Annotated in this window: 20 protein-coding genes and 4 pseudogenes; 12 read left to right on the plus strand and 12 right to left on the minus strand. The window is 53.7% G+C overall.

Annotation, left to right across the window (positions count from 1 at the left end; genetic code table 11):
• Positions 1 to 267 precede the first annotated feature (267 nt).
• From AD930_RS12735 to AD930_RS12760, 6 genes are all read left to right on the plus strand, one after another.
• Positions 268 to 486: a hypothetical protein gene (locus tag AD930_RS12735; RefSeq protein ID WP_061506531.1), complete on the plus strand. Its 219-nt coding sequence runs from the start codon at positions 268 to 270 to the stop codon at positions 484 to 486.
• A 383-nt stretch (positions 487 to 869) separates the two neighbouring features.
• The gene (locus AD930_RS12740; protein ID WP_061506532.1) at positions 870 to 1,502 is read left to right on the plus strand and encodes a DUF1269 domain-containing protein; all 633 of its coding nucleotides are present in this window, start codon (positions 870 to 872) and stop codon (positions 1,500 to 1,502) included.
• A 109-nt stretch (positions 1,503 to 1,611) separates the two neighbouring features.
• On the plus strand, positions 1,612 to 2,274 hold the full coding sequence (locus AD930_RS12745) for a TetR/AcrR family transcriptional regulator (RefSeq protein WP_061506533.1): 663 nt from the start codon (positions 1,612 to 1,614) through the stop codon (positions 2,272 to 2,274).
• Complete coding sequence (locus AD930_RS12750) at positions 2,267 to 2,674, plus strand: DoxX family protein (RefSeq protein WP_061506534.1); 408 nt, start codon at positions 2,267 to 2,269, stop codon at positions 2,672 to 2,674. The genes AD930_RS12745 and AD930_RS12750 overlap by 8 nt, the downstream gene beginning before the upstream one ends.
• On the plus strand, positions 2,671 to 3,396 hold the full coding sequence (locus AD930_RS12755) for an SDR family NAD(P)-dependent oxidoreductase (protein WP_061506535.1): 726 nt from the start codon (positions 2,671 to 2,673) through the stop codon (positions 3,394 to 3,396). The genes AD930_RS12750 and AD930_RS12755 overlap by 4 nt, the downstream gene beginning before the upstream one ends.
• A gap of 400 nt (positions 3,397 to 3,796) precedes the next feature.
• Positions 3,797 to 4,675 (plus strand): LysR family transcriptional regulator, encoded by an 879-nt coding sequence (locus AD930_RS12760; RefSeq protein ID WP_061506536.1) that lies wholly within the window; start codon positions 3,797 to 3,799, stop codon positions 4,673 to 4,675.
• Here the strand turns inward: AD930_RS12760 and AD930_RS12765 are convergent.
• The gene (locus AD930_RS12765; protein WP_061506537.1) at positions 4,672 to 4,899 is read right to left on the minus strand and encodes a DUF2274 domain-containing protein; all 228 of its coding nucleotides are present in this window, start codon (positions 4,897 to 4,899) and stop codon (positions 4,672 to 4,674) included. The two genes, AD930_RS12760 and AD930_RS12765, sit on opposite strands and share 4 nt — an antisense overlap.
• Positions 4,896 to 5,786: pseudogene (locus tag AD930_RS12770) on the minus strand (TrbI/VirB10 family protein); the annotation flags it as partial. The pseudogene AD930_RS12770 and the gene AD930_RS12765, both read right to left, overlap by 4 nt.
• Here AD930_RS12770 and AD930_RS12775 point away from each other — a divergent pair.
• The 4 genes and pseudogenes from AD930_RS12775 to AD930_RS17485 all read left to right on the plus strand — a co-directional run.
• Positions 5,781 to 7,343, plus strand: a pseudogene (locus AD930_RS12775) (DEAD/DEAH box helicase family protein); the annotation flags it as partial. The pseudogenes AD930_RS12770 and AD930_RS12775 overlap by 6 nt on opposite strands.
• A 293-nt stretch (positions 7,344 to 7,636) precedes the next feature.
• Complete coding sequence (locus tag AD930_RS12780) at positions 7,637 to 8,374, plus strand: M48 family metallopeptidase (RefSeq protein ID WP_061506539.1); 738 nt, start codon at positions 7,637 to 7,639, stop codon at positions 8,372 to 8,374.
• Positions 8,375 to 8,675: 301 nt separating this feature from the next.
• The gene (locus AD930_RS12785) at positions 8,676 to 9,221 is read left to right on the plus strand and encodes a hypothetical protein (RefSeq protein ID WP_061506540.1); all 546 of its coding nucleotides are present in this window, start codon (positions 8,676 to 8,678) and stop codon (positions 9,219 to 9,221) included.
• 1 nt (position 9,222) lies between these two features.
• A pseudogene (locus AD930_RS17485) lies at positions 9,223 to 9,978 on the plus strand (IS5 family transposase).
• 92 nt (positions 9,979 to 10,070) lie between these two features.
• On the opposite strand, the gene AD930_RS12800 reads toward AD930_RS17485, so the two are convergent.
• From AD930_RS12800 to AD930_RS12825, 6 genes are all read right to left on the minus strand, one after another.
• Complete coding sequence (locus AD930_RS12800; protein WP_061506542.1) at positions 10,071 to 11,072, minus strand: ornithine cyclodeaminase family protein; 1,002 nt, start codon at positions 11,070 to 11,072, stop codon at positions 10,071 to 10,073.
• A 58-nt stretch (positions 11,073 to 11,130) separates the two neighbouring features.
• Positions 11,131 to 12,672, minus strand: coding sequence for an HAL/PAL/TAL family ammonia-lyase (locus tag AD930_RS12805; RefSeq protein WP_061506543.1), 1,542 nt, complete (start codon positions 12,670 to 12,672; stop codon positions 11,131 to 11,133).
• Positions 12,672 to 15,017, minus strand: coding sequence for a TonB-dependent receptor (locus tag AD930_RS12810; protein ID WP_082781871.1), 2,346 nt, complete (start codon positions 15,015 to 15,017; stop codon positions 12,672 to 12,674). Before AD930_RS12810 ends, AD930_RS12805 begins: the two co-directional genes overlap by 1 nt.
• 58 nt (positions 15,018 to 15,075) lie before the next feature.
• Positions 15,076 to 16,299 (minus strand): LysR family transcriptional regulator, encoded by a 1,224-nt coding sequence (locus tag AD930_RS12815; RefSeq protein ID WP_082781872.1) that lies wholly within the window; start codon positions 16,297 to 16,299, stop codon positions 15,076 to 15,078.
• Between the two features lie 225 nt (positions 16,300 to 16,524).
• Positions 16,525 to 17,349, minus strand: a complete 825-nt coding sequence (locus tag AD930_RS12820) for a phosphate/phosphite/phosphonate ABC transporter substrate-binding protein (protein ID WP_061506545.1) — start codon at positions 17,347 to 17,349, stop codon at positions 16,525 to 16,527.
• Positions 17,346 to 18,335, minus strand: a complete 990-nt coding sequence (locus tag AD930_RS12825) for a fatty acid desaturase (RefSeq protein ID WP_244150578.1) — start codon at positions 18,333 to 18,335, stop codon at positions 17,346 to 17,348. The genes AD930_RS12820 and AD930_RS12825 overlap by 4 nt, the downstream gene beginning before the upstream one ends.
• Before the next feature lie 80 nt (positions 18,336 to 18,415).
• Between AD930_RS12825 and AD930_RS12830 the strand changes: the two genes are divergently transcribed.
• Positions 18,416 to 19,255: a helix-turn-helix domain-containing protein gene (locus AD930_RS12830; protein ID WP_061506546.1), complete on the plus strand. Its 840-nt coding sequence runs from the start codon at positions 18,416 to 18,418 to the stop codon at positions 19,253 to 19,255.
• A gap of 78 nt (positions 19,256 to 19,333) precedes the next feature.
• The gene (locus tag AD930_RS12835) at positions 19,334 to 20,578 is read left to right on the plus strand and encodes an MFS transporter (protein ID WP_156477071.1); all 1,245 of its coding nucleotides are present in this window, start codon (positions 19,334 to 19,336) and stop codon (positions 20,576 to 20,578) included.
• Positions 20,579 to 20,765: 187 nt separating this feature from the next.
• On the opposite strand, the gene AD930_RS18210 is transcribed toward AD930_RS12835, so the two are convergent.
• From AD930_RS18210 to AD930_RS12860, 4 genes and pseudogenes are all read right to left on the minus strand, one after another.
• Positions 20,766 to 21,014: a hypothetical protein gene (locus AD930_RS18210; RefSeq protein WP_208598610.1), complete on the minus strand. Its 249-nt coding sequence runs from the start codon at positions 21,012 to 21,014 to the stop codon at positions 20,766 to 20,768.
• Between the two features lie 407 nt (positions 21,015 to 21,421).
• Positions 21,422 to 21,774: pseudogene (locus AD930_RS12845) on the minus strand (hypothetical protein); the annotation flags it as partial.
• Positions 21,775 to 22,325: 551 nt separating this feature from the next.
• On the minus strand, positions 22,326 to 22,877 hold the full coding sequence (locus tag AD930_RS12855) for a hypothetical protein (protein WP_061506550.1): 552 nt from the start codon (positions 22,875 to 22,877) through the stop codon (positions 22,326 to 22,328).
• A gap of 98 nt (positions 22,878 to 22,975) precedes the next feature.
• Positions 22,976 to 23,932, minus strand: a complete 957-nt coding sequence (locus tag AD930_RS12860) for a hypothetical protein (RefSeq protein ID WP_061506551.1) — start codon at positions 23,930 to 23,932, stop codon at positions 22,976 to 22,978.
• Positions 23,933 to 23,937 lie beyond the last annotated feature (5 nt).

The raw sequence follows: 23,937 nt of genomic DNA on the forward strand, positions 1-23,937 counted from the left end.
ACGTCTACATCAGGCAGCGGTTGGGAGCTTTGGGAAAAGATTGTCCGGCGTGCAAGGACGGAAGATGACGAGAGAGCCAGGATAACCGCCGCACTGTCGTGGCAACCCTCATCAGGACTGTGCCAGGGAGGTTTTCGGGATGGCCCAGCGTCACGTCATTCGATGTCCGGAGAAACGTCCGATCGGCAAGGCCAGGTGCCAGCCCCGGATCAGGAACCAGGCTGATATGCCACTGAAGGCATCCCGCAACACCAGCGGTACCGTCCATTGACCCGGCGAGTCCCTCGGGAGATCGGCCGCCGCCCTCCTTTTGAAAATCAGGCGTTCGATCTCTGGCTGAAGAGTGGATTGCGCAAACTGTTTGGCAACGTGCTTGATGAACCCGTTCCCGAAGCACTCCTGCGCCTGGTCAGGAATCCGAAACCGAATTCCATTGTCGGCGAGAGTCCCGGCATCGCCGACAATGCTGAGCAGAAAAAAGAATAGGCTCGCCAGGCACAATGGATAGATAAATCGGTAGTTCCAACGCCGACGAACAGAACCGTATCGGCATTGCTATCCGCCCAACACATTCGACCGGGAACTGCTCTTGCGCGGTCACACCCCGGCCGGTCCGACGAGAATGACGGATGGAATAGTTCGACCAAGCAGACTGTCGGAAACAAAACTGACGCATTATCCGCCATCTTTCATCATTGACATCTCCAAGCCCGGAATAAGAGGATGTATCTTGCGGGATCTGTGTGACCAGCATGCTGGCCTCCAGCACCCGCCTAATCCGGCCATCAGTCCTTCACGGGATGCGGCTCTCGGGGCATGGCCTCGCGTCGTGCCTATCGCCCATTATGGGCCAACATCAAGGTGCTCACATGACAAGAAATATCGTGGTTCTGTCATTTGCCGAGGAAAGTAAAGCTTTCCAAGCATTTTCCGAACTGAAGCAGAAATCCGCCGATGGCGCTTTCTCGCTCGTCAATGCGGTCGTTCTCGCGCGCAACGCAAATGGCGAAATTACATCGCGTGATGGTTGGGCCGACGGCTCTTCGGGAGATCACATTCTCACAGGCACCTTGCTCGGCTCCCTGCTCGGCCTGCTGCTCGGGCCACTTGGCGTGCTGTTTGGCGCATCGACCGGAGCCCTCATTGGCAGCAGCGTCTCACTTGATGACGCGGTGGACCAAGGCAGCCTCCTGGACCACATGACGCACCTTATTCCCGTGGGCATCACGGCCGTGGTTGCGACGATCGACGAAGCCACGCCGGATGCAGTCGATGCAATCTCACGCTCGCTTGACGCCGTTATCCTGCGCTGCCCTGCCGAGATCGTCGCCGCCGAAGTCGACGCAACGGTGAAGGCAGAAGCCGCAGCGGTCGATGCGGCGCGCAAGGTTCTTTTCGAGCAGCACAAGGCTGAGTGGAAAGCAAAAATCGAAGACTGGCGTCAGCAGGCAAAAGCAGGCTCTGAGCAATTAAAAGCCAGGATCAAAAACTCTCTTCAGTAGGACCATGCAGCACAGGAGGTTATTTTCGTCTGGCTCATGGGCAAATCGCTTGCATTTTTGGTACGGTATGTTACCACACCCAAGCAGCATGGAGGACTTGTTCTCGCTCATGATTACCACCGATCTTCACTTTCCTGTGCCACAGGAAAAAGAGCTGCGTCCCAAGGGGATCGAGCGGCTTAAAAAACTCACGCAGTCTGCCACAGAACTTTTTCTTGAGCATGGCTATGAAGCCACCTCAATGGACATGCTCATTCAGAAAGTGGGCGGATCGAGACGCAACATCTACGAGCGCTTTGGCGGCAAAGAAGGACTTTTCTCGGCGGTTATTACCGAAGAATGCAAAAAGCTCGCCGCCCCGCTTGAAGCGCTCGTGCTATCCGATGCCTGCGTCCGGCAGACACTGGAGAAGTTTGGCACGGAGATCCTGCACATCATCAAACAGCCGAGAACACTTGAATTGCACCGGCTGATGATTTCCGAAGGCAAACGCTTCCCCTCGCTGTCGCGGGCCATCTGGTCCGCGGGTCATCATAATGCAAAGTCGATCCTTGAGGCATGGATTCAGCGCCAGCAGGATCTCGGCAGGCTGCGAAGCGACTTTGATGCCTCAGCCCTCTCTTATGCCTTCATCCATATAGTGACTGCGGAAACACAGATGCAGATGCTGTCGGGTGGGCCAATAACGACCGAAGCACAGGACAAGAAAACAGTCGCCATGGGCGTCAAATTTTTCCTGGCCGCTGCCGCTCCGGAGGCCGACCGTGACTAAAATACGTGCAAAGCAGATCCTGGCTTATGTCCTGGTGGCCTTCTTTGTCGTTGGCGGGACCGGTAACCTCATCGCTCCAAAGCCCGTCGCGGATGAATATGCCAGATGGGGCTATCCAGACTGGTTCCATTTTGTGACGGGCTGTCTTGAACTGACGTCAGCATTTCTCATGGCAAGGCAGTCAACCCGGCTGTTGGGAAGCCTTCTTGCCATCGGCATCATGGCCTCAGCCACTGCCACCGTTTTTTATTATGGCGAATATTCACACGCGATCGCGCCACTTGTTGTTCTCAGCCTGCTGGTCCTGTCCGCTTACCTCTCCTGGGAACAGAAGCAGGCCTCGAATTTTAGCCGCCATCGCGCCACGTTCTATCCTAACAATCAGAAAGATCCATCATGAACCAGGTTCAACCGATTGCGCTCGTCAGTGGCGCGACCCGCGGGATCGGCCGGGCGATCGCCCAGGGTCTCGCCCAAAAGGGCGTGAAAGTTCTTCTCGGCGCCCGCAATTTAGAGGCTGGCCGGGAGGTCGCAGCACAGGTCAGCACGCCGGATGCGCAGGTGGAAGCCGTCGAACTGGATACGACCAGTCAGGCAACTATCGACGCGCTCGCCGCCCTGATCGGTGAGAAATATGGTCGTCTGGATATTCTCGTCAACAATGCCGGCATCAGTCTGGATTTCTATCCCGACCTGTCAGTGCGAGAGAAGCTGTCGAAAACACTTGAAACGAACGTTGTCGGTACCGCCGCGCTGACCGACGCCATGATCCCGCTGCTTGAAAAGTCCCGGCACGGCAGAATTGTGAACGTCTCTTCCGTCCTCGCCTCGTTTACCAGCCGGGGTGAGGAAGGATGGATTTATGAAGATGTCGCCATGCCGACCTATCAGGCCTCCAAGGCTGCACTGAACGCCCTGACCCTCAGCTACGCAAAATTGCTCGCCGATCGACATATCAAGGTCAACGCGATCTGCCCTGGCCTGACCGCCACGGATGCTACCAACCATTACGGAGATCGGAAGCCTGAACAGGCAGCAAAGGTCGCCATCGAATATGCCCTGCTGGATGATGCGGGTCCGACCGGAATATTCGTCGATGAACAGAGCAAACTGGGATGGTGAAGATTACTCGTCCATAAGAGACTTTCCACAACGTCTCTCAACGCAGAGTGCGGAGCAACGATTGGATTGCTCCGCGAGACTCGGCCGGAGAACAGGTCCGAAGCACGTGGGCGCGGTTATCATGACTCTCGGGAAGCAACCGTGCCCCCTTCCCCCATCAATGGAGGGAGATTGCTAGCGTTCGCGTCTTCGGCCCCACGAATCTGCCAGCCGCCGTAGTGACGTAGTGACGTAGTGACGTAGTGACGTAGTGACGTCATTCAAAGCATGAGGTGAAGGATGGCCAACATGAGGGAATTCGTAACCCAGCAAATTCAGAAGGCAGGTTCGTTCATTTTCTACGTGATGGTCGTCGCTGCCATTGGCGTGTCAACGATATCTTCCTTCATCCGCTCGCATCATGCGAACCGCCAATCTTAAATATTTCAAACTTGCGGTCGAAGCTGGAATCTTCACACATGCCGCGCGCATTCATGGCGTAAAAGCCTCGACCGTAACCCGCGCCGTTGACAAACTTGAAGACGAACTCGGCGTCACTTTATTTGAACGAAATCGAAATGGTATTCGTCTAACACCTGCCGGTGAAATATTGTCTGAGAAAATATTCTTACTTCTTCGTCAGGTAGACGATATCAGAACGTCGGGAAAACGTCTGGGTAGTGGCGACCGAAAAGCGATTCGGATTGGAAGTCTGCTACCACCAATCAGTAGCAAGTTTCGCCTGGCGCTTTCGACGTGGAAAAAGCGACATCCAAGGATAAGAATAATCATTTATGAAATGGGGTCGCAAGACCTTCGCATGGCATTGTTTCAGCGTCGAGTGGACGCCGTCTTTTCAATTCCTTGTGATAAAGACGACGGGATTCAGTGTCTACCGTTCTATAACGAGAACCTGGTGGTGGCGTTACCGGAAAATCATACATTATGCTCTCGCTCGTATGTTTCGCACGAGGACCTGCGTAATGAGACATTTCTCGTTCAGGATTGGGGTAACGATAATAGCATCAAGGACTATTATCTAAAAATCCTCGGATTCGACACGAGAATCGAGAAGCATCCCGCTGGAAAACAATCTGTATTTGCACTCGTCGGCGCAGGGTTTGGTTTGACACTGGCATCGCAGAGTCAAGCCGAATGCGGCTTCCCTGGTGTCGCGTTTCGCCAACTCAGCGGCGGGAAAATACTTTTGCCTGTCCATCTTGGCTGGAATAGCGAGTGCCTCGATGCCCTAACGGGACGTTTTATCGCCTTCGTCCGCGACCTAACTCGGCGAGATTAGCCAACCTTCTTCAGACGCTTTTCTTTGATGAACGCCCGATCTCCGGCCATGAAGCGCGCAAGCATCGGCGGGATCAGCTTCGCTGGCACGACCTCGGACTGACCTCCTTCGCGCGCCAGCAGCCGCGCATAATCCACCAGATCGCGATGCACGGCGGCAGGAAGTTCCAGAGTGAGCCGAACCGGTTTGTCGTCCGCGATCAGCCCGAGCCGGAGTTTAGTCATCGGGATGCCTCCTGCTGGTATGGGGTAAGTATCAGGTCACGATGCACCATGACCCGCACCGGAAAGCCCGGCCGGATAATGTTCGTGGGCTGAATATTCAGCGACCGCCCCACAATCTGCGCGCCGATCTGGTTGAAGCCCTGCGACCCACCGGTGCGCAGGGCCTGGGCGATGCCATTGCCGCCGCTGATGTCGGCTTCGGAGCCGACACTGAGGACGGTCGAGATCAGGGCGGCCTTGAACACCTCGCCCCAGTGGTTGTCGGTCTGGTCCTGCAAGCCCGCGAACCCCGCCGTATCGGCGGCCGGTTCGTTCTCCAGCACGATCGAATCCCCGGCCCCGCGCAGCAGCCGGGTCCAGACCAGCAGCACGCGGGTCTGGCCATAGGCAATCTGGGAATCATAGCGGCCGATCAGTTTCGCCCCCTGCGGGATCAGCAGGATCTGTCCGGTCGGGCTGTCATAGATATTCTCCGTCACCTGCGCTGTAACCTCGCCCGGCAGGTCCGAACGGATACCGGTGATCAGCGCACCGGGTATGATCGCACCCGCCTGGAGCACATAGGGGCTGGGGGACGGTGCAAGCCGTTCAGCGCTGACGGTGCGGTGGTCAACCGGGCCATCGAGGAATGCCTGCTTGCGATCGGCAGGCGCGCCGCTGGGCTGGGCTGCCGTCGTACCGGGTGTCGCGGGCGTGGCGACATCCCGACCCATCTGCGTCTGGGTGAACAGATGGCTGACCCGCGCCGCTTCCTGCTCCTGAACGATGCGCTGCTTCTCCGGATCTGCGGGTGCGGCCGGTGTCGCCATGCCGGGAGCACCCACGCCAGCCTTGAGCAACGGCCCACCAAGATCGCCAGGCAACGGCGGTCCGAGGCGTGGCGGATGGAGACGCTCAAGAACACGCCGCTTTCGGGTGCGCAAAAAGACGCGCTGTTTGCCGAGCGGAAACCCTCTGACCAGGCGTGGTTCGAGGACTGGGCCTCCCGCCCGCTGCATGTCTCCGATCAGGATCGGCTGCTGATTGGCCTGCTCTCTCCCCAGCGCCTACTGGAAATGACCCGATACTTCACGCTGGTCGACCGCAAGGCGGGCAAGATCGTCGCCCGGTATCAGCAGGTTTTCGGCATCAAGCGCCTGTTGGAACGCATCAAGTCCCGCCGCAGTGACGGCGGGCGAGAAGGCGGCGTGGTCTGGCACACCACGGGGTCTGGCAAGTCCTTCACCATGGTGTTCCTCAGTCGCGCACTCATTCTGGATGACGACCTCAAGCAGTGCCGCATTCTGGTGGTCACAGACCGCAAGGATCTGGAACGCCAGTTGAGCACCACCTTCTCCACCGGCGGCGAACTGGCGGACAAGAAGGACAAGGCAGACGCGCTGGCCACCTCTGGCCGCCGTCTGGCGCAGCAGATCGGGCATGGGCAGGAGCGGATCATCTTCTCGCTCATCAACAAGTTCCACACCGCCACCGGCTATGCGGAATGCCATAATGACAGCACGGACATCATTGTGCTGGTGGATGAAGGGCATCGCAGTCAGGGCGGTGAGAACCATGCCCGCATGAAGCACGCTTTGCCCAACGCCGCCTTCATCGCCTTTACCGGCACGCCGCTGCTCAAAGGCAGTGAAACCACCAGCCGCTTTGGCAGGATCATCCACTCCTACACCATGCAGCAGGCTGTCTCCGACGGGACTGTGACACCCTTGCTCTATGAGGAACGCAAGCCCGATCTGGATGTGAACGACCGGGCCATTGATGCCTGGTTTGAACGCATCACGCAGGGGCTGACGGAAGAGCAGGTCACGGACCTCAAGAAGCGTTTTGCCCGCGCCAATCAGGTCTACAAGGCAGATGACCGCATCCGGCTGATTGCCATGGATCTGGCCACGCATTTCGACAACAACATCGACAAGGACCTCAAGGGCATGCTGGCCTGCGACAGCACCGGCTTCACGGAAAAGGACCGCGCCACCTACAAGGAGACGCTGAAGCAACTGACCAGCCTGCGCCAGATGGTGCTGCAGGATACGGGGGAGACGGTGGATTTCGACCAGTATGCCGAGCAGGTAAAGAAGCTGCTGGACCGGCATGTGGCCGGGGTGAAGGTGCATGACTCCCAAGGGTTCTATGCAGTCGGCAAGATGGGGCAGAAACCCGAATACAACGAGCCCGAGACATGGAGCGAAGAAAAAACCCGCAACGAGACGGATCTGATCCGCACCCGTGTGACGAAAATGATCGATCATGAGATGCAGGATGATCCCTATGCGAAGGAAGCCTTCTCGGCCCTGCTGCGCAAGGTGATCGCGGAAGCAGAGAGCCTGTTTGATCATCCGCTCAAGCAGTTCATGCTGCTTCAGGAGTTCGAGGAACAGGTGGCCAACCGCAAGCTGGAGAACATTCCGACTGTTTTTGACGGGCACCGGCATGCGCAGGCTTATTATGGCGTGTTCCTCAAAACACTTGCTGCCATCTTCAACCATAAGCAGACGGATGATGAGACACAGCGCTGGATTGATCTGGCGTTCGAGATCGACAAAATCGTGGACAAGGCCGTGCGGGAGAACTCGCTCAGCCGCCCCGATATGGAAAGGTCGGTCAGGAAAGAAATGCTGCCGCTCCTGTTCAGCACGGGCCAGAAAGCGGGCTTTGGCGTGGACAAGGCGCAGGAGATCATTGAGCAGGTCATCCAGATCATGCGGGCCGGACCTGCTGATCCGTTGCGTGGCTGAGCATGGAAGAAACCCCTTCTCGCGTTCTGACCTATGGCGGTGAGCAGATCCGCGTAAACCTGGTCCCCCGAGCGCGCCCCGGCACAACTCTGCGGATCAAGGTACATCCGGACCTACGTGTGGAGGCTTCTGTCCCAGATGGCACAACAGAGGCTGATCTGGAAAAGGCGTTGCACCAGAAAACCCGCTGGATCTGGCAGAAGCTGCGGGACTTCCGGGCGGTGCAGGAACACGCCACGCCGCGTGCTTATGTCAGCGGGGAAAGCCACTTCTATCTGGGGCGGCGGCATCTGCTGAAAGTACATCATCAGCCTGATGCGCCAGAAACCGTGCGCATGTTGCGTGGGCGGCTGGAAGTTTCCGCGCAGGAACGCAACGCCTTGCGGATTCAGAAGCTACTGGAACTCTGGTATTTTACGCGGGCACAGGAGGTATTTCGAAACCGCCTGTCTGCCCTTCTCCCCACAACGCTGTGGGTCAGTATTCCCACTGCCCTGAAGCTTCAGGTCATGCGGACCCAGTGGGGCAACTGCTCACCGGGAGGCACCGTCACGCTGAACCCGCATCTGGTCAAAGCTCCGCGTGACTGCATTGATTACGTCATCCTGCATGAACTGTGCCACCTGAAGGAGCACAATCATGGCCCGGCATTCTGGGGACTTATGGAACGTGTCATGCCAGAGTGGGAACGACATAAGGCAAGGCTGGATGGAATGGCGGAAATGATGCTGCAAAAATAGTGCGCTTTGACCGCAATGGGGGGGGGAAGCGGAATGTCGGTTATCGGAAGCAGGTAAGCAAGAAGTTGCCATTCACATGCATGGTGCTTGGAACCGCCAGGCGCCCATGTTGACCGGTCGTAAGGGTTGAATGGATTTCGAATAGCAGACGTTAGTGAAAAACGCCTACGCTACGTGGCCAGAAAGTGTCATTCTATACACCGCGTGCCTAGTGCGGCACCTGCCTGCTCTCACTGACATCTTACGCGCCTCAGAATAATAATCAGCGGGCACGGCTCAAAAGCAGCGGACTCAAACAACGATGGCAAAAAACGTAGCAGCTCCAAAAAACACTGCTGGGGGCGGCTTCACTTTTGAAGACCAGGTCATTGCATGGCTACTGGCCCACATGTTGGCCGCTGAACCGCTTTCCGACAGGTTGGGTATGGTTGAACGGCTCGATTTTCAAGTCCGAGTCGATGGGTGGTTACTTGACGACGCCTTGGTTACTTTGACGAAAGACGGAAATTTTACGAGCCATCTTCCCCTATCGATAAAGAGCAACCGGCAATTTTCCAAGTCCTGCGCCCCCGCTGAGTTTGTGATCGCGGCGTGGGAACAGTTCCTTCATGAGGGCACGACCAAGTTCGAACCCAGAACAGACTTTCTCGGTCTGGCCTGCGCCATCATTCACCGCTCATGCCTGAATGGCTTCTCATTACCTGCTGATACGGTAACACTACATCCGATACATCATCCTGCATCCCGCTGGAGCGTAGCCATGACCACAGCAACTACTATGCAGAACCCAATGACGGCGCATTTTGTAAAATTCTTTCAAGATCATCACGATCTTTATAAGGCATAAAATGGTATTGGAGCGTTATTCTAAACAGGGTTTGACGAGATCATATTTTTTCCGATGCGTCCCTTTTTCCCCAAAAAGCCGCAGCAGGCCACTCTTTGATGATCATCGCGTGCTGAGTGGCATCATCTTCGTCAATCGGAACGGTCTGCACTGGAGTGATGCCTCCGGGAAAACGCCCCCCCACAAGAACCGCTGGGAGGGCTGGATTACTATGGGGGCCTTCATTCGCATGATGGATGGACTCGCTGCCGGAAAGGTAGACCCTCAGATGATCATGATTGATGCGACCTATCTCAAGGCACATCGCAAGGCCTTCGAGCCTGCGGTTAAAAAAGGACGCTTGGCCGTCTGATTGGACGCACCACCAAAGGCGGGATAAATACGAAGCGGTATGCCGCCACCGACCGGAACAGACGTCCCCTCGACTTCTTCATGACACCAGGCCAGATCAGTGATTACACCCGCGCAGCTGCCATTCTGGACAGTCTTCCACCAGCCGAATGGATGCTGGCGGACCGGGGCTATGATACTGACTGGTTCAGAGATGCTCTGAAGGAAAAGGATCAAATCCTGTATTCCAGAACGGAAATCCCGTGGAGAATTGATAAAATATGACAAGCGGAAATAATGCAACCGTATCGAGATCATGTTCGGCAGGCTCAAGGACTGGAGACGGGTCGCAACACGCTATGACAGGCGCCCCTCCGTCTTCCTCTCGGCCATCTGCCTCGCAACAACCGTCATCTTCTGGTTATGAATCCTGAGCCTAGTGTCATGGTAACTCCATCATGGCACATCGATGCGATAGGGAGATCATTTACCTCATCTGGAAGGTCCCTCAAATTGTTTTCAAAACTGCAGCTTCTGGCCAATACCAAGTCTGTCTGCCTTGCCCAGTAGAGCGGCACCCAGTGCAATATCAGTAATACTCAACCCGCGGTGCCAGAACAGAATTGTCTCGTCATCATTTTCCCGCCCCGGTAATTTCTCCCCAACAATATCACACAACTCTGCGTAAAGAGTTTCACGCGTGATTTTCCCCTGATCCACGTGTTGACGCAAAGCACCATATGGACGGCCCGGACCACACTGCCCCCAATCATCCACCACCACTTTATCGACCACATCTGTTAGGCTGAGTTCCAGCGCGCTCATGGTGCCGTATGGAATAATCAATGCACCTTTACGAACCCATTCGGTTTTCAGGAGTGGTGTTGGCTCTGGCAACCGACTGGCCTCGACCAGAATATCCGCCCCATCCAGACAAGCCTCCCATGTTGTTGTAATGGTCACCTTTTTACCCAGATCCTGCTCCAGACGCTGCGCAAAGGCCTGCCGACTTTCTGTCCTACGGGAATGTACGCGGATTTCCTCAAAATCAAAGAGATGGTCAAGGAGTCTGATATTCCAATACGCGGTTCCACGTGTACCAATATGACCAAGTATGCGGCTATTTCTGGGAGCAAGAAAGCGCGCGCCCAGTGCGGTCATCGCTCCTGTGCGCATATCTGTAATCCGTGTTGCATCAATAATGGCCTTGAGCATACCGGTCACAGGGTCAAACAGATTGAGCACCGCCATCTCGGACGGCAGATTCTGTTTGTAATTGTCTACAAAGTCACCAACAATTTTAACACCCGCCAGACCAAGTGGCTGAATAACACCACGCAGGACATTAAAATGACCTTTGTCCGAACTCTCGGGCACAAGATGCACACGTGGTTCAACCACTGTCTGCCCATGGGACTGCGCGGCAAGAGCGCCAGACACCGCCTCCATGATCTCATGGTCCGTGAGGGAAAGACGGGCGACATCTGCGCCATTAAGATAGTTGATCTGGACATCGGTCATGTTTTTACTTTTCCTGAAAAACTCTTTGCCATCCTGCACCAACAGGAAGCAGAATTACCTAGACTTCATCAGCCAGAATGCTGAAGTCTGCCAAAAAATCCGAGCGTTCTATGGCCTGCACAAGAAGGGCAATGTTATCCGCCACCGGCTGCTCCAGCGGCAACCGGGGGCATAAGGGGGCCAGCCTGTCCATTAACGCCTGAGTGCCGCGCCCCAGACGCACAGGTGGGCGCAGGGCAATGGCCCGCGCTGCCACCATGATTTCTATGGCAGTTAACTCATACATACGCGCAATCAGGCGCTGCCCACGACATAGGGCAGGAAAGAGCAGAGAGGCATAATCCTCCACCCGCTCAGCCACAGGTATAACCACGGGCGACAGGGGCATTGCATCATGCACAATCTCTGCCACCAATGCTGCAACCGTTTTTTGCACTGGGGCAAAGCCTGTACCATCTCCCTCTGCTTCAGCCAGAAAGCGTGGCAGACCAGACACTGAGGGAGACATCATTTTGATAACCCGCTCCCCGGTTGCAGCCGCCATTCTTGCAAAGGCCAGATGCAGGGCATCAACCGTAACTGCCACATGCGTCGGGTCAAAGTTCCCGTTCGGGATAATGCTGTCTGTTTCCGCCACAACGGCCGGGTTGTCATCGCTGGAAGAGAGTTCGAGCTCAACGGCACGCTGCACCTGTTGCAAACTTTTTAGTGCAGCCCCTGCGATGGATGCCGCACTCCGGAAGCTGATCGGGTCCTGCAACCGGCGCGCATGTCCGCTCTGATGCAATGTCCCCCCATCCAGCAAACCAAGGAGGGCATGACTGACCTCCGCCTGCCCCGCAGCGGGGCGCAACTGCACACTCTGCGGCTGAAAAGGGGAGAGGTTTGCGCAAAACCCCTCGCATGACACAGCAAACGCAGCAATATGCGCCCGCATAAGCCTGCGGATACTGCCAAGATTAAGGCAGGCCAGCCCAATGGACGCAGAATTAGAGGAGATAAGGGCAAGCCCGTCTTTGGGGCCCAGAACAGGTAACGACAGCCCCACCTGCGCAAACGCCTCAGCCCCAGAGACCCGGCCCCTCCCTGCTACGCTGGCATGGCCCTTGCCAGTAAGAAGACTGGCAATATGGGCCATTGGTGCCAGATCTCCCTCACTCAAGGCACCAACACACGGGACGACCGGCGTAATATGGTTATTAAGCATATCAACCAGCGCCGTTGCTACGGCAGGAGAAATACCCGAACGTCCCAGTGCCAGCCGTGCCAGCCTTACAGCCACCATGGCACGGACCTGTGCGTCAGTCGCAGCTGGTCCTGTGCCACTAGCACGTGCCCAGAGCACGTCGTGCTGCTGTGCACGCGCCACACCTGGCTGGCGCGGTATGTCCACATTGGCTCCAAGCCCGGTACTGACGCCATAAATCGTTGTACCCGCAGCAATATGCTGCAACAGGCAGGCATGACCTGCCTCTATAGCCGTCAGTGCCTGCGTTGATAGCAGAACCAGATCCCCGACCAGCGCAATACGTTCGATATCAGCAATCGACATTTGACCGGGCGCCAGAAGAACACTCGGGCTATTAGAATAGTCTGCCATTAGAACGCCGTGCTAATTGTGCCAAAGAACTGTCTGGACGCACCCATGAGGAAATAATTGTAACCTGTGTTAACAAAATTATTCCCCAGCTCGTTGGTAGTGGCAATATACGTCTTGTTGGCTAGGTTATAGATGTTGAAGCTGGCATTGATGCCTTTAAACGGTCCCGCATCACCGAAATTATACCGTGCGCCAAAATTCATTAAAAAATATCCCGGCACATGCAGGTCATTTGTGTACGTCAGTTCCCGCCGCGAAATATAGGACCCGTCTACATGCAAGTTAAGGTCGCCCAGTTGATAGGCAATATTGGCTTTATACATGAACTGCGGATAATTGGGGACCAGCTTGCCACGGGTCGCCTGCAGGCCATTGGAGGTAACAACGTTCTGGTCATAAGTCGAATGGGCGTACGAAAACGAATTATAGATTGATAACCCATGCACGGGCCGCAGCGTAATGCTGGCCTCTGCCCCATTGGTTGTAACACCACCAACATTCTGCACTGCGGTAATCGGATTGATGCCCGCTGAGTTTGTAATCAACTGCAAACGATTAGAAAAATTGATCCGATAAAGAGAAGCCAACGCACTGATATACTGTGAACTAAAACGATATCCACCTTCATAAACCCAGTCTGTCTCCGGTCGCAGGTTTTTCTTGGTTTCCTGAAACGAGGCCTGAGAGGCTGTCCATGGGCTTGCCGAAATATTGGTGGCAAACCCATCCTCTGGAAAAGAACGCATATTATGTGACACATCAAAAAACAGTTCATGATGTGGCAGAAAACGCCAGTTGGCAGAAATCTGGGGCAAAAAGGCATTGGAGGCTTCAAGATGCCCTTGCGCAATAGGTTTGCCGTTAATTGTTTGGTCCTGCGCCAGAACGCTGTTACCGGCGTTCACAATCATGGATTTAAAACCAGCATTGATTTTGAGCGTATCTGTCACACGGTAGGTATCTTGCATATGAAACACAAATGTGTTGGACGAAAACGCTTCATGCCATGCAGTTGCGAATATCTTGTCCCCCGGAAAACCGTTTGTGGGGTTACCAAGCGTGCCCTGCCCCAGAAGGGGCGCTTGCGAAAAATAACGACCGGTTTCAAAGTTTCCGTATTCATACCAGACGCCGGCATTCAGCGTGTGCCGTGCGACTTTCCATGTTACAGCACTTTCAAACCCGCCACGTGCAACCTGTGGCTGCTGCACCCGCTGCGACAGGGGCGCTCCATTGGGCGAGGCTTTATAGGGTGTTGTCCATGTGCTGTACCCGGTATCCGCATGCCCATAAAGGGTGGTTTTCCAGTTCAGGTTTGGCGTCAGGTTTTCATCCAGCGTAATCCCGCCCAGGTAATCCACCCTGTTGGCTGTCCCTGCATAATAGGCAGCATCCTTAGGGTCGTTGGTCTTGCTGATCTGCGCAGGATAAGTCCCCTGCGCGGCCTGATAGGCCGCAGTATAATCAGGATAATAATTGGACAGGTTTGACCCTGCGGTAGAAAGCCAGTTTTTGGTCATGTCCTGATAGTCAAACTGCTGGGTCGAGCTCCAGTCAAAAAAGACCTTGAGCGATGACTCCCGCGCCAAAGGCTGAACGAGTTTGGCATTGACCTGATCGGAATGATCGTAACCTTGCCCTTTCCATAAATCCCCGTTCAGACGAGCGTAGGAAACGGAAAAACGCGTACCAGATTCATTAAGGTCTCCACTATCCAACCGTGCGAATGTCCGAAACGTCGCATTGCTCCCGAATGTCTGGGATACAGCACCGCCGCGCTTGTGTGACGGATCCATGGAATGGATTTCCACCGCGCCACCCAGATTGCTCGTTGAGGCAACATCAATCCCCCCTGCTCCCTGAGAGACATTCACACTGCCAATATTATCGGAAATAATAGCGCGTGTAACGCCAAGTCCATTATAGTTATTGAACTGCTGATCACCCAGAGGCACATCATCCAGTGTAAACCCAAGCTGGGACTGGCTGAAGCCACGCATGAATATCTGACTGGAATATTCATACACACCAAAGGGATCAGCAGACTGGTATAAAACGCCCGGCAGTTCGTTCAGAACCTTGAGCGCAGATGTTCCGGGAACACTCTGCTGCATGCTGGCACGACCAATGGACATTGTCTGGCGGGTAGACCCATGCCCAAAAACGGCAATGGCTTCTACATTGTCTGCAGCATTTTTCTTTTTTTCATCATTTTTTTCTGCGTGTTTTTCCGGGTCACTTTTAATAACCGCTGGTGCCGTATTGCTTTGAGCATAAACAAACAACGGAGACCCGATACCGCTCAGAAGGGTTGATACCGTTAAAAAAATACGTTTCTTAACCATAGTGTTTTTCTTTCGTGGGCATAAATGGGTTCTAGAGTTCAATGGAAGGCATGCGCTCTTAACAACATCGCGAACCCGAGCGGACTTCCTGCAATGCCGATGTCAGACGGCTAATGACATCCATATTGCGATAATCGCGCCGCCATAGCAGGCGGGTTGTGCGCGAAAATCGCCTAGGCAACTGTTTGGAAAAAACATTGTGGTATTCAAACGACCCGGCTGGCAGAATGGCACAGCACATGTTGTCTTCCACAAGCCGGAGCATGAGAGACATGGACTGTGTTTCCAGCACGGCGCGTGGTCTCACGGCTGCACTCTCCAGATACGCATCTGTAAGAGAGCGCATTCCGGTACCAAAGCTTGGCAGCGCCATGGTGCTCGCAGCTATAATGCGCGCCGGATCATCATTTAAGGAAATTTTCTGATCCGTTTTTCCAAAAACAAGAAAAATCGGTGATGTTTCAAAATCAAGAAAATCCAATGTTGCAGGCACATCAATAACATCTGCCAAGCCAACATCGTAGGTTTTATCAAGCAGGCCCGCAACAATGGCTGGCACCACAATGGTTGTAATGCTCAGGGACGGCTGATAAGCCCGGTTGTGCCAGAGCGGAATAAGCCCGGCCAGCAGGGAAGCCAAAGCACTTTTACTGCTAGATGGAATCATTGCTGCAAATTTAAGGTCTTTTACCGCACGGGAATACCCAAGACTAAGGCTCCGTCTCAGACGATCAAAAAGAAGCGCCATAGTCTGGCATGTGTCCTTGAGTGGCCGCGCAGCAGCAGTCAGTTGCATGCCCGTATGCGTTCGCTCAAAAAGCTGAAAACCCAGAATAGTCTCAAACCTGCCAATCTGGCGCGACAGTGCAGGCTGGGTAACCGCAAGCCCTTTTGCAGCAGCAGAAATACTGCCCGCATCACACACACGCAGAAAATATGAGATCATTCTAAAGGTTATGCCCGACTGCCTTATTGCATGCAGGTCCTGTTCGCTTAACTGCGCACTGACCTCTCCTCCCCTTTCAGCAGGAGAGATAAGGCTCAGGCATGACTGGAGAAAAAGAACAGACGTGCGATGAAAACTTTCGCCATAGGCTGTCGTTACGGGTACGGCCTCCCGGCCATGAGCATTCCGCAGCAACAAGGGCACTCCAGCACTCTGCTCCAGCGCATAAACCGCATGGTTTATGGTTGTTGGGCTGACGTTCAACTCCATAGCCGCATCATGTACGGAATGATTACGAACGAGGCTTACAAAATAGACCAGGGTCGATACTTCCATGCCTGCCTCGCTTCCAGCGACGTACTTATGTGTAAGAGATGGCGGTTATGGCGGCATGCGCCATACATACCAGTATCACTTATTTTTTGTGTTATTTATTTAACAACACTTCGTACTTTGGAATTAAACCAAACTACGCTTTTCATTGATAATAAAAAATCAAAGAAAGCATACCGCATGCCCGATAAAGCATGGGCGCGTGCCACAGCTCAGGGCGCACAAACGCTACACATAATAATCATACCGAATGGGCAGCATGATTGCCTGCGCCACCGTAGCAACCGTTTGGCGGAGCGCGCTCTGCACATGGCGTGAGCAAACAAAGGGCAGGCCCATAGAAGGCATTGTCCAGCCTATAACCCGCAGACACTCAGCCGTTACCGGGTCTGCCCGGCGGAACATGGCCCATGTCCGGCAATCAATTGCAGCAATATCTGCTTCCCCGTTAGCCACATGCAAGATTGAGGCAAGGTGGCTCCCCGTCACGGTTGTTCTGGAACAGACATCCAGAGCAGCACCCTGCCCCTGCAAATCGCGAACAACAGACAGATAACCGGACTGCGACACAGAATCATTAAACACAAAATGCCGCCCGGCCATGGCCTGAACACTCTTGAAAGAAGACGTCGGCAAGGCATCACACATCGTGTGGTGCTCGCGCGCGACCACAAGGGCACTGCGATAAAAATACCCCTGCCCACCTGTCAGCCCCTCGTAGCTGTTCTGCGCAACAACATGCACAAATTCGTCCAAACCATGTTGTAATGGTCCCCAGCATGTTTCCCCAAACAACAAGGCCGGGTGCCGCCACAAAACCGAAAGGTCCAGTTCGTCCGGGGGTAAGGAGGCGGGGTCTGGTGCAACCAGGCTCCCCGCAGCATCCCGTATCCCTCCCGGCACGGACGGAAGATCGGCATTGCGACGGACAAGTGCATCTGGTGCGGGCACGCCGTTTTGGCGCAAAGCATCGCGCAACTGAAGCCATGTCGCATCCAGCGCACCACGCTCCTGCTGTTGGTCATACATTGTCATACTGGCAACAAATTTCATGACTGGTGTTTTTCCCCAGACGTTTGTTGCGCAGGGTGCAGCAGCGGTTCCTTGGCGCGCAGTAAATACTGCCAAAGAATTGCGCGATACCCCTTAAAAACATACCCATGGTTCAAAGTCAGCCACGCAGTCCGGTCTGCATAGTATAGCTTGCGCATCCTAAACCACGGCTGGCCAGGGTAACGATGATGAACACTATGCAGGTTATTAAAGAGGAATAGAAAAGAAAGCAGTGAACCCTCTACTATAACGGTTCTGCCTCCCGTTGCGTCATGCCACCGATGCTCACAAAAGGAGCGCATACCAATAAGAGATGTCCCAATGTATGCAGGGCCAAGAGCATAAAGCCAGAATGACATATGAAAGCCACGCGTCACAATGATCGCAACGATCAGAATGGACACAGCGTGAATAACCCATGCCAGCGCCACCCCCCGGTTACCCGCAGCAATACGGCGCATATCCGTAATAAAAAATCGTACACTCCCCAACAACGGCCCCAGCAACAAACGCCCCAGAAGAGTCTGGTTTATGCTGAGCAAAAACCGATAGACACGTCCCAGCTTTGCCCAGTCATTTCCGTCCCAATAATAACTTTCAGGGTCAGCATGAGGGTCTGTCAGGTGTTCATCATCATGATGTCGCAAATGGGTCTCGCGGTAGCGCCGGTAAGGGTAAGCCAGCCCCAGCGGCAACCCGAGCAGCACCTCATTGCATAGAGCAGATGGCGTTGGATGCGTATGAATAGCCTCATGCTGCAAAGAGGAATGGAATGCGACAACAATCGCCAGCCCAGCCAATGCAACCCATGGCGCCACGGGGTAAAGCCAATACCCCAAGGACCACCAACTGCCGTAACAGAACACAATAGCAAGCCATGTTGGCCATTCTGGCACAGATGCCCGATATAAAGCCTGCCAACCCAAATTAAACATATTTTTATGTGTATTTATTGTGCATTCCATAAAATACACATTCTTACGCAAAAAATATCTTTTCAATGAGTGTTATGTAAAATATGTTTACAAATGTCACGTTATACACGATTTAAAATGGTTAAATAGGCATGGATAAACGTCTGATATCCGTCACCTTCCAGCAGCGCGTGCTTTCCCTTATTCAGGCGTCCGGCAAAAGTCGCTCGGCATTTGCAGAAGGTATTGGCATTGACCGCTCAGCACTGAGCCAGTTACTTACAACAGACGCAGTACGCCTGCCACGCGCCGATACGCTTGCACGCATTGCGTTGCAGTATGGCGTTTCGGTTGACTGGTTGCTCGGAATTGCACAGACAGCCGCTCCAAGCCACTCCAGCCGTACAGAAATGGCCGAGAATTCAGAATATTATAATATTCCACTGTTAACACAATGGCATGATGAAGCGCGTGAGCTAAAAATACGTTATATCCCACACCATTTACCCGACATTCTTTGCCTTCAGGATGTCGTTGCGTGGGAACTGGGAGCGCGCCATTACGATCAGACGACAATCCAGAGCATTACCAGCAACCTTGGTTATAACCGCAGAACAAGCTCCGATATGGAGATATGCCTGCCAACTCAGGCCATTATCAGCCTGAGCGAAGGTACATTTCCGTGGAATGGATTATCACTGGCCATGCGGCGGGCCCAGATCGAACATATGATAACACGCGTGGCAGAACTCTACCCCTCACTACGCATATTTCTGTTTGACGAGCGCTTCTACCATTCCGTCCCATACACAATCTTTGGCAGCCTGCGCGCTGCAATTTATGCAGGTAGCCAGTATATTGTTTTCAATGATCAGGACACTGTTTTGCAAATGCAGACCCATTTTGATGGGTTGATCCGCAAATCTTCCGTTCAACCGCATGAAATATCCAACTGGCTGCAACAAATACTCTCCACCATGCCCAGCGTATAAACCCGCATCAACCTTCCGTTCAGGCTGATTTGTACACATAATCATCGTCTTTAAACTCTTGTAATTCGTTAGGTGCGCATGTCCGTGACAACAGGTAAAACCGCACAAAAAAAACAAGTATGGACACGGCACATTGTCCTGTTTTTTCTGATTATAGCGGGATGTGTCAGTTACATGGACAGGACAGCTCTGGCCATAGTCAATACTGACATAGCAAGAGAATTCGGGCTTTCCTACACATCCTTGGGGCTTGTCCTATCATCCTTTGCGACCATTTACATGGTCTGCCAGATCCCTGCAGGACTGGCTGCTGACCGCATAAAGGCCCGCCCTCTGCTGACTGGCTGTCTGGTGGTCTGGGGCTTGGCCCAACTTCTTACAGCCTGGGCGAGCAATGCTGGCACTCTGGTCGGGGCACGCTGCCTTCTGGCGTTAGGTGAGGCACCACTGTTTCTGGTTGGAACCAAAATCATAACCGTTTGGTACAACAGTGCAGAACGCGCTGTTCCGATCGGCCTGTTCAATGCCTCTTCTTCTCTGGGGCAGGTGCTGGCCCCAGCGCTGCTCGGTCTTATTGCGGACCAGTTTGGCTGGCGCTCCATGTTTTGTACTCTGGGTGGGCTTTGTATCCTTCTTGGTCTGATGTGGGGTATCTTTTACCAAAAGTCTCCCACGCCAGAACATGAGCCCGTCGCCAAGCCCAAACAAACTGCCAGACAGGAACTGACCTTTCTCCTTGCTCAGCGTGTTAGTTGGGTGCTGGCTATTGGTTGTGCCAGTATTATTTACCTGCAATGGCTTTATTCCGCATGGTTGCCGACATACTTCCAGACTGTCCGGCACCTGAATGCCGCACAGGCAGGTTGGCTTTCTTCCATTCCGCAGCTAGCAGGATTTTTGGGCAGCCTCAGTGGCGGTGTTATTATCAAATTCCTTGGAAAAACTAGTTATACACCCTCGCGCGCCTGCTATCAGCTGCTCATTATAGGTCTTCTTATTGCCGGCATGGCAACTGCCATCGTACCATTATGCCCCACAACATTGCTGTCTTTGGTCTGTATGGCAATAGCCCTGTTCGCCACCGGCATTGCCATGACGGGAAGCTGGACACTCGGAACAATTGTTGTTGCCGAAGAATCAATTGCCACCATGGAAGCCATCCAGAATGTAGGCGGATCACTCGGTGGGACACTATCGCTTTTACTGACAGGTTTTATCATCCAGCATACCGGCTCATTCACACTCGCCATGGAAGCAGGAAGCATAATCACTTTTTTCTGCATCAGTATTTATATGATCGAGAGATCAAGGTTTATAAATTAACTACTATATTTTTGGAAAAATATATTAATAAAAATAACTATCTTGAAATTTTCTTTGATTTTCCAATACTAAAATAAAAAGCTGATATCAACCTGGACGGTTCTAAAAACACCTTAGCTCTGAACTGTCGACTGTGATTCAATTCTTGCTGTGAGGATGCAGGCTGGGCGACTAGAGCGCGTCCACTTTATTCCGGTTCATACTCTGCGGCGATGAAAAAGTTGGTGCATTCGTCAGGGGAGAAAGCATCTAGGACTGATCCGGCGGCATCCCACAGGGCTGTGACGGTTCTTGCTGTCTTGGCTCGCAGGAGAGCCTTGAGCTTGGCGAACGCCATTTCGATATGAGCCTCTCCAGGCATGATTTTTGTTGAGGCATGAGACCGGCTGACAAGCCAGATACGTTGCGTTCCGACCTGCACGAGGCGTCCCTTCAACTGGCCGCGCCGTAGCCAACCATAAACGGTCTGCCTATGTACGCTGAGACGTTCACAGAGCTTCTACAATGTCACCTCGTCGTCGTTGAGGCACGTAATATGTTAGGACCAGACTGGGCGCCTCTTTCCGAGTTCATTCCTCATCAGGAGCTTTTGAACGATCAAGGCATCCAACGCCTGTTTTTTTGGCGGCAACCAGCCTTTTGCATTCAGGTCGTCAGCGATACGGGCAAGGATTTCGTCGATACGTCTGACAGGACGGATGATCGGATGTGTGGTGACAACTTTGTCAGCCCAATGACGCGATCGTCTGCCGATCCTGCGATGTGGTGGTTGACGCCGTCCACAAGGACGGAACGTTGTTCGCCAAGGCCCGGACCGCCTTCTTTTCCTGATCCGTCAGTCGTTCGGATTGTTGCGTCCAGGCGCCCCTGCTCCTCAAGCCAATTATCGCTCTGTGTCAGAGTTTCGTGACGGTATGCTGTTCAAAAAATGCGCGCGTTACACGTTTCTTCGTGGCTTCCACGGCCAGCGCTTTCGCGCCGTTTTCGCAAAATTCCAGCGTCTTTTCGCTGCCCGGATCAGGGAAGGTATAACTGGGACATTTGAAGCCACCGGGCTTGTTCATGGAGAGAAGCGCACGAGACCCCTTGCCGATGACGCTCTGCTCTAGCAGCGCCTTGGCGGTCGCTTTCGCCGCGCCCCAGCCGCCAGCCGGTTGATCATAAGTCTCGTAGCGGGGTTTGGCGGTTTCACTCATGATAAAAGTCCTCTTTGTGAATTGCCCCTGGTTTTGTAGAGACGTTTTTTATTTGAACTAAGCCGCCAAAGCATGTGATTTCTGTTGCGCATAAAAGTGGACCTCATCTTCTGGTGACGGGATGTTTCTAATAGATGGCAGAATACGGAGATTATTGAACCAGCCGAACCCGTTCAGCGATAGAACAAAAAAACTAGCAATTTCATATGCATCCTGCAGGGTGCGTATGAAATTGCGGTAGCGTGCCATCACATACCCCCGAAAGGACGAAAAAGAGACAAAAACGGGACAGAAAAGGAAAAAAAGGCGGCCATTTTTACGGCCCAGACAGTCCCCTCCATTACTGCCAGACAGTCTGACGCCATTCATGACAGCAGTTTTGAAGTGTCATGACACCGTCGGGGACGATGACAGGACGGGAAATGGCGTCATTGTGACGTCATTTCTCGTTATTGGCTCAGACTATCGATCTCATTTACGGTCGCAGGCCACGTTCATGATCGTGCGGGGATATCCACCAGTCTCAGCATCGTCATACGCCAGATCTCTGGTCAGAACGGCGTGCCCACCGACGTGAATTTGCTCCATGTATGAGAAGCAGGCTGCCACCTGTTGATGACCCACCCGGGATAGGACAGTGCAGACGCAAAATCATGCACACCTGCATTTTCTGTCGGCAGAATACGGATCTCTGGCGCCTCACTTTCCCACAGCACCTTATGCTGTGCGTCAGTCAGCGCAATATGCGTCCCCACGGCGCCATAATAACTGGAATAGGCAATCAGCACCGTCACATGAGGCTGTGACGGTCCGAAACTGACATCCACAATACGGGGTGCCTTTTCAAGCGCCTGAGCATCTGGATCGGACGCAGGGTCAGCAGGATAAAAAGACCCTTTGGCAAATTTTATTCCCTGCGTCTGCGCAAAGAACGGTGCATCAGCTGATGTCGCCGCCCTCCCGGGCTGCGTTCCCTGCTCATTGCCGTACGAATGCGACGCTGCTGCATCGGCAAGTTTCTGCCAGTTTACAGCATATGCCTGTTGCGGCAGGCCAACAGCCAGGCCCACGGCCACAGAAAATCCTGCAAATACTTTCTTCATGAAATACCCTTTCCAGAAACGCCTTATTATAAAAAAATGGCTTAACTCTGATTTTTCTCAAACGCGCAAAACACCAAGGCACGTTATCCGAACGCTTATCACTCTCCGGTCACGTGCCCTGATTCAGCAAGGTCTTTCAGAAAAGTCAGGTTATTTTTGTGCCAGCCATCGCCATAGCTGTCATAGGTACCGATGCGAACATCCTGAGGCACCACAAAATGGCCTTGCAGAACCTGCAGGATACGAGGATCCTGTGCCCAAACCGGTGCTCCCTCTGGTGTCATGAGCAGAACGACCGTTATCCGGTCATGCTGTGGCGCCACAGACTGCAACGGACCATATTCCAGAACTTTTTGGGCTGTAAGACCGTAACAGAGCCGGGCTGGCACCCGCACCCCGGACGGCGCGGTATCTCCAGCGAGAGGAGGTGCCTTCAGACTATTTTGTACGCTCTGGTCCTCTGAAGGTCCGTCAAAGATCGCCATGGCTTCTGGACCTGTGGCCAGGAACAGATCCCCTGCAAAATGCTGCGTAGTTTTTTCCTGACCCGGCGGACCTTCGTCAGGCTTTGGTTCCGAATTATCGTCGAGGTCATGAATACCGAGTTGCGCTGCAGTTGGCATTGCAGGATGCTGAGCATGGACACGCCAGGTCACAGGAACCCGCTGCACAAGGCCAGCATCCATCAACGCCTGAATGAAAGGACCTGGTTCCACATTACGCGGTCCTTCCCCAAACAGCACGCCCTGTGTCGAGGCATTATACCCTGCACCGGGCTCAATGCCTTTCTCAACCCGATTGGCCACATCTATCGAACGCGGATAGGCCGAAAGGCTCAGAAAGGCCTCTGACCCGATAGAAAGACAGACCCGCCGACTGTCGCCATTTTCGATCTCTCCACGATCTGCCGGATCATGGCGAACCTGCTCCAATATGGCATCAGCTGCCTTGGCCGCCTCAGCATCTGAAGCGGCATAACTCCGTTCCGGCAACGCGCAGGCCAGACAACTCATGGCAACAAGACAGATTTTTAGGGAAACGCCCTGAACGCGCATGACAC

Origin of the sequence: Acetobacter malorum (genome assembly GCF_001580615.1) — a bacterium.
In the GTDB taxonomy this organism is placed as follows: domain Bacteria; phylum Pseudomonadota; class Alphaproteobacteria; order Acetobacterales; family Acetobacteraceae; genus Acetobacter; species Acetobacter malorum.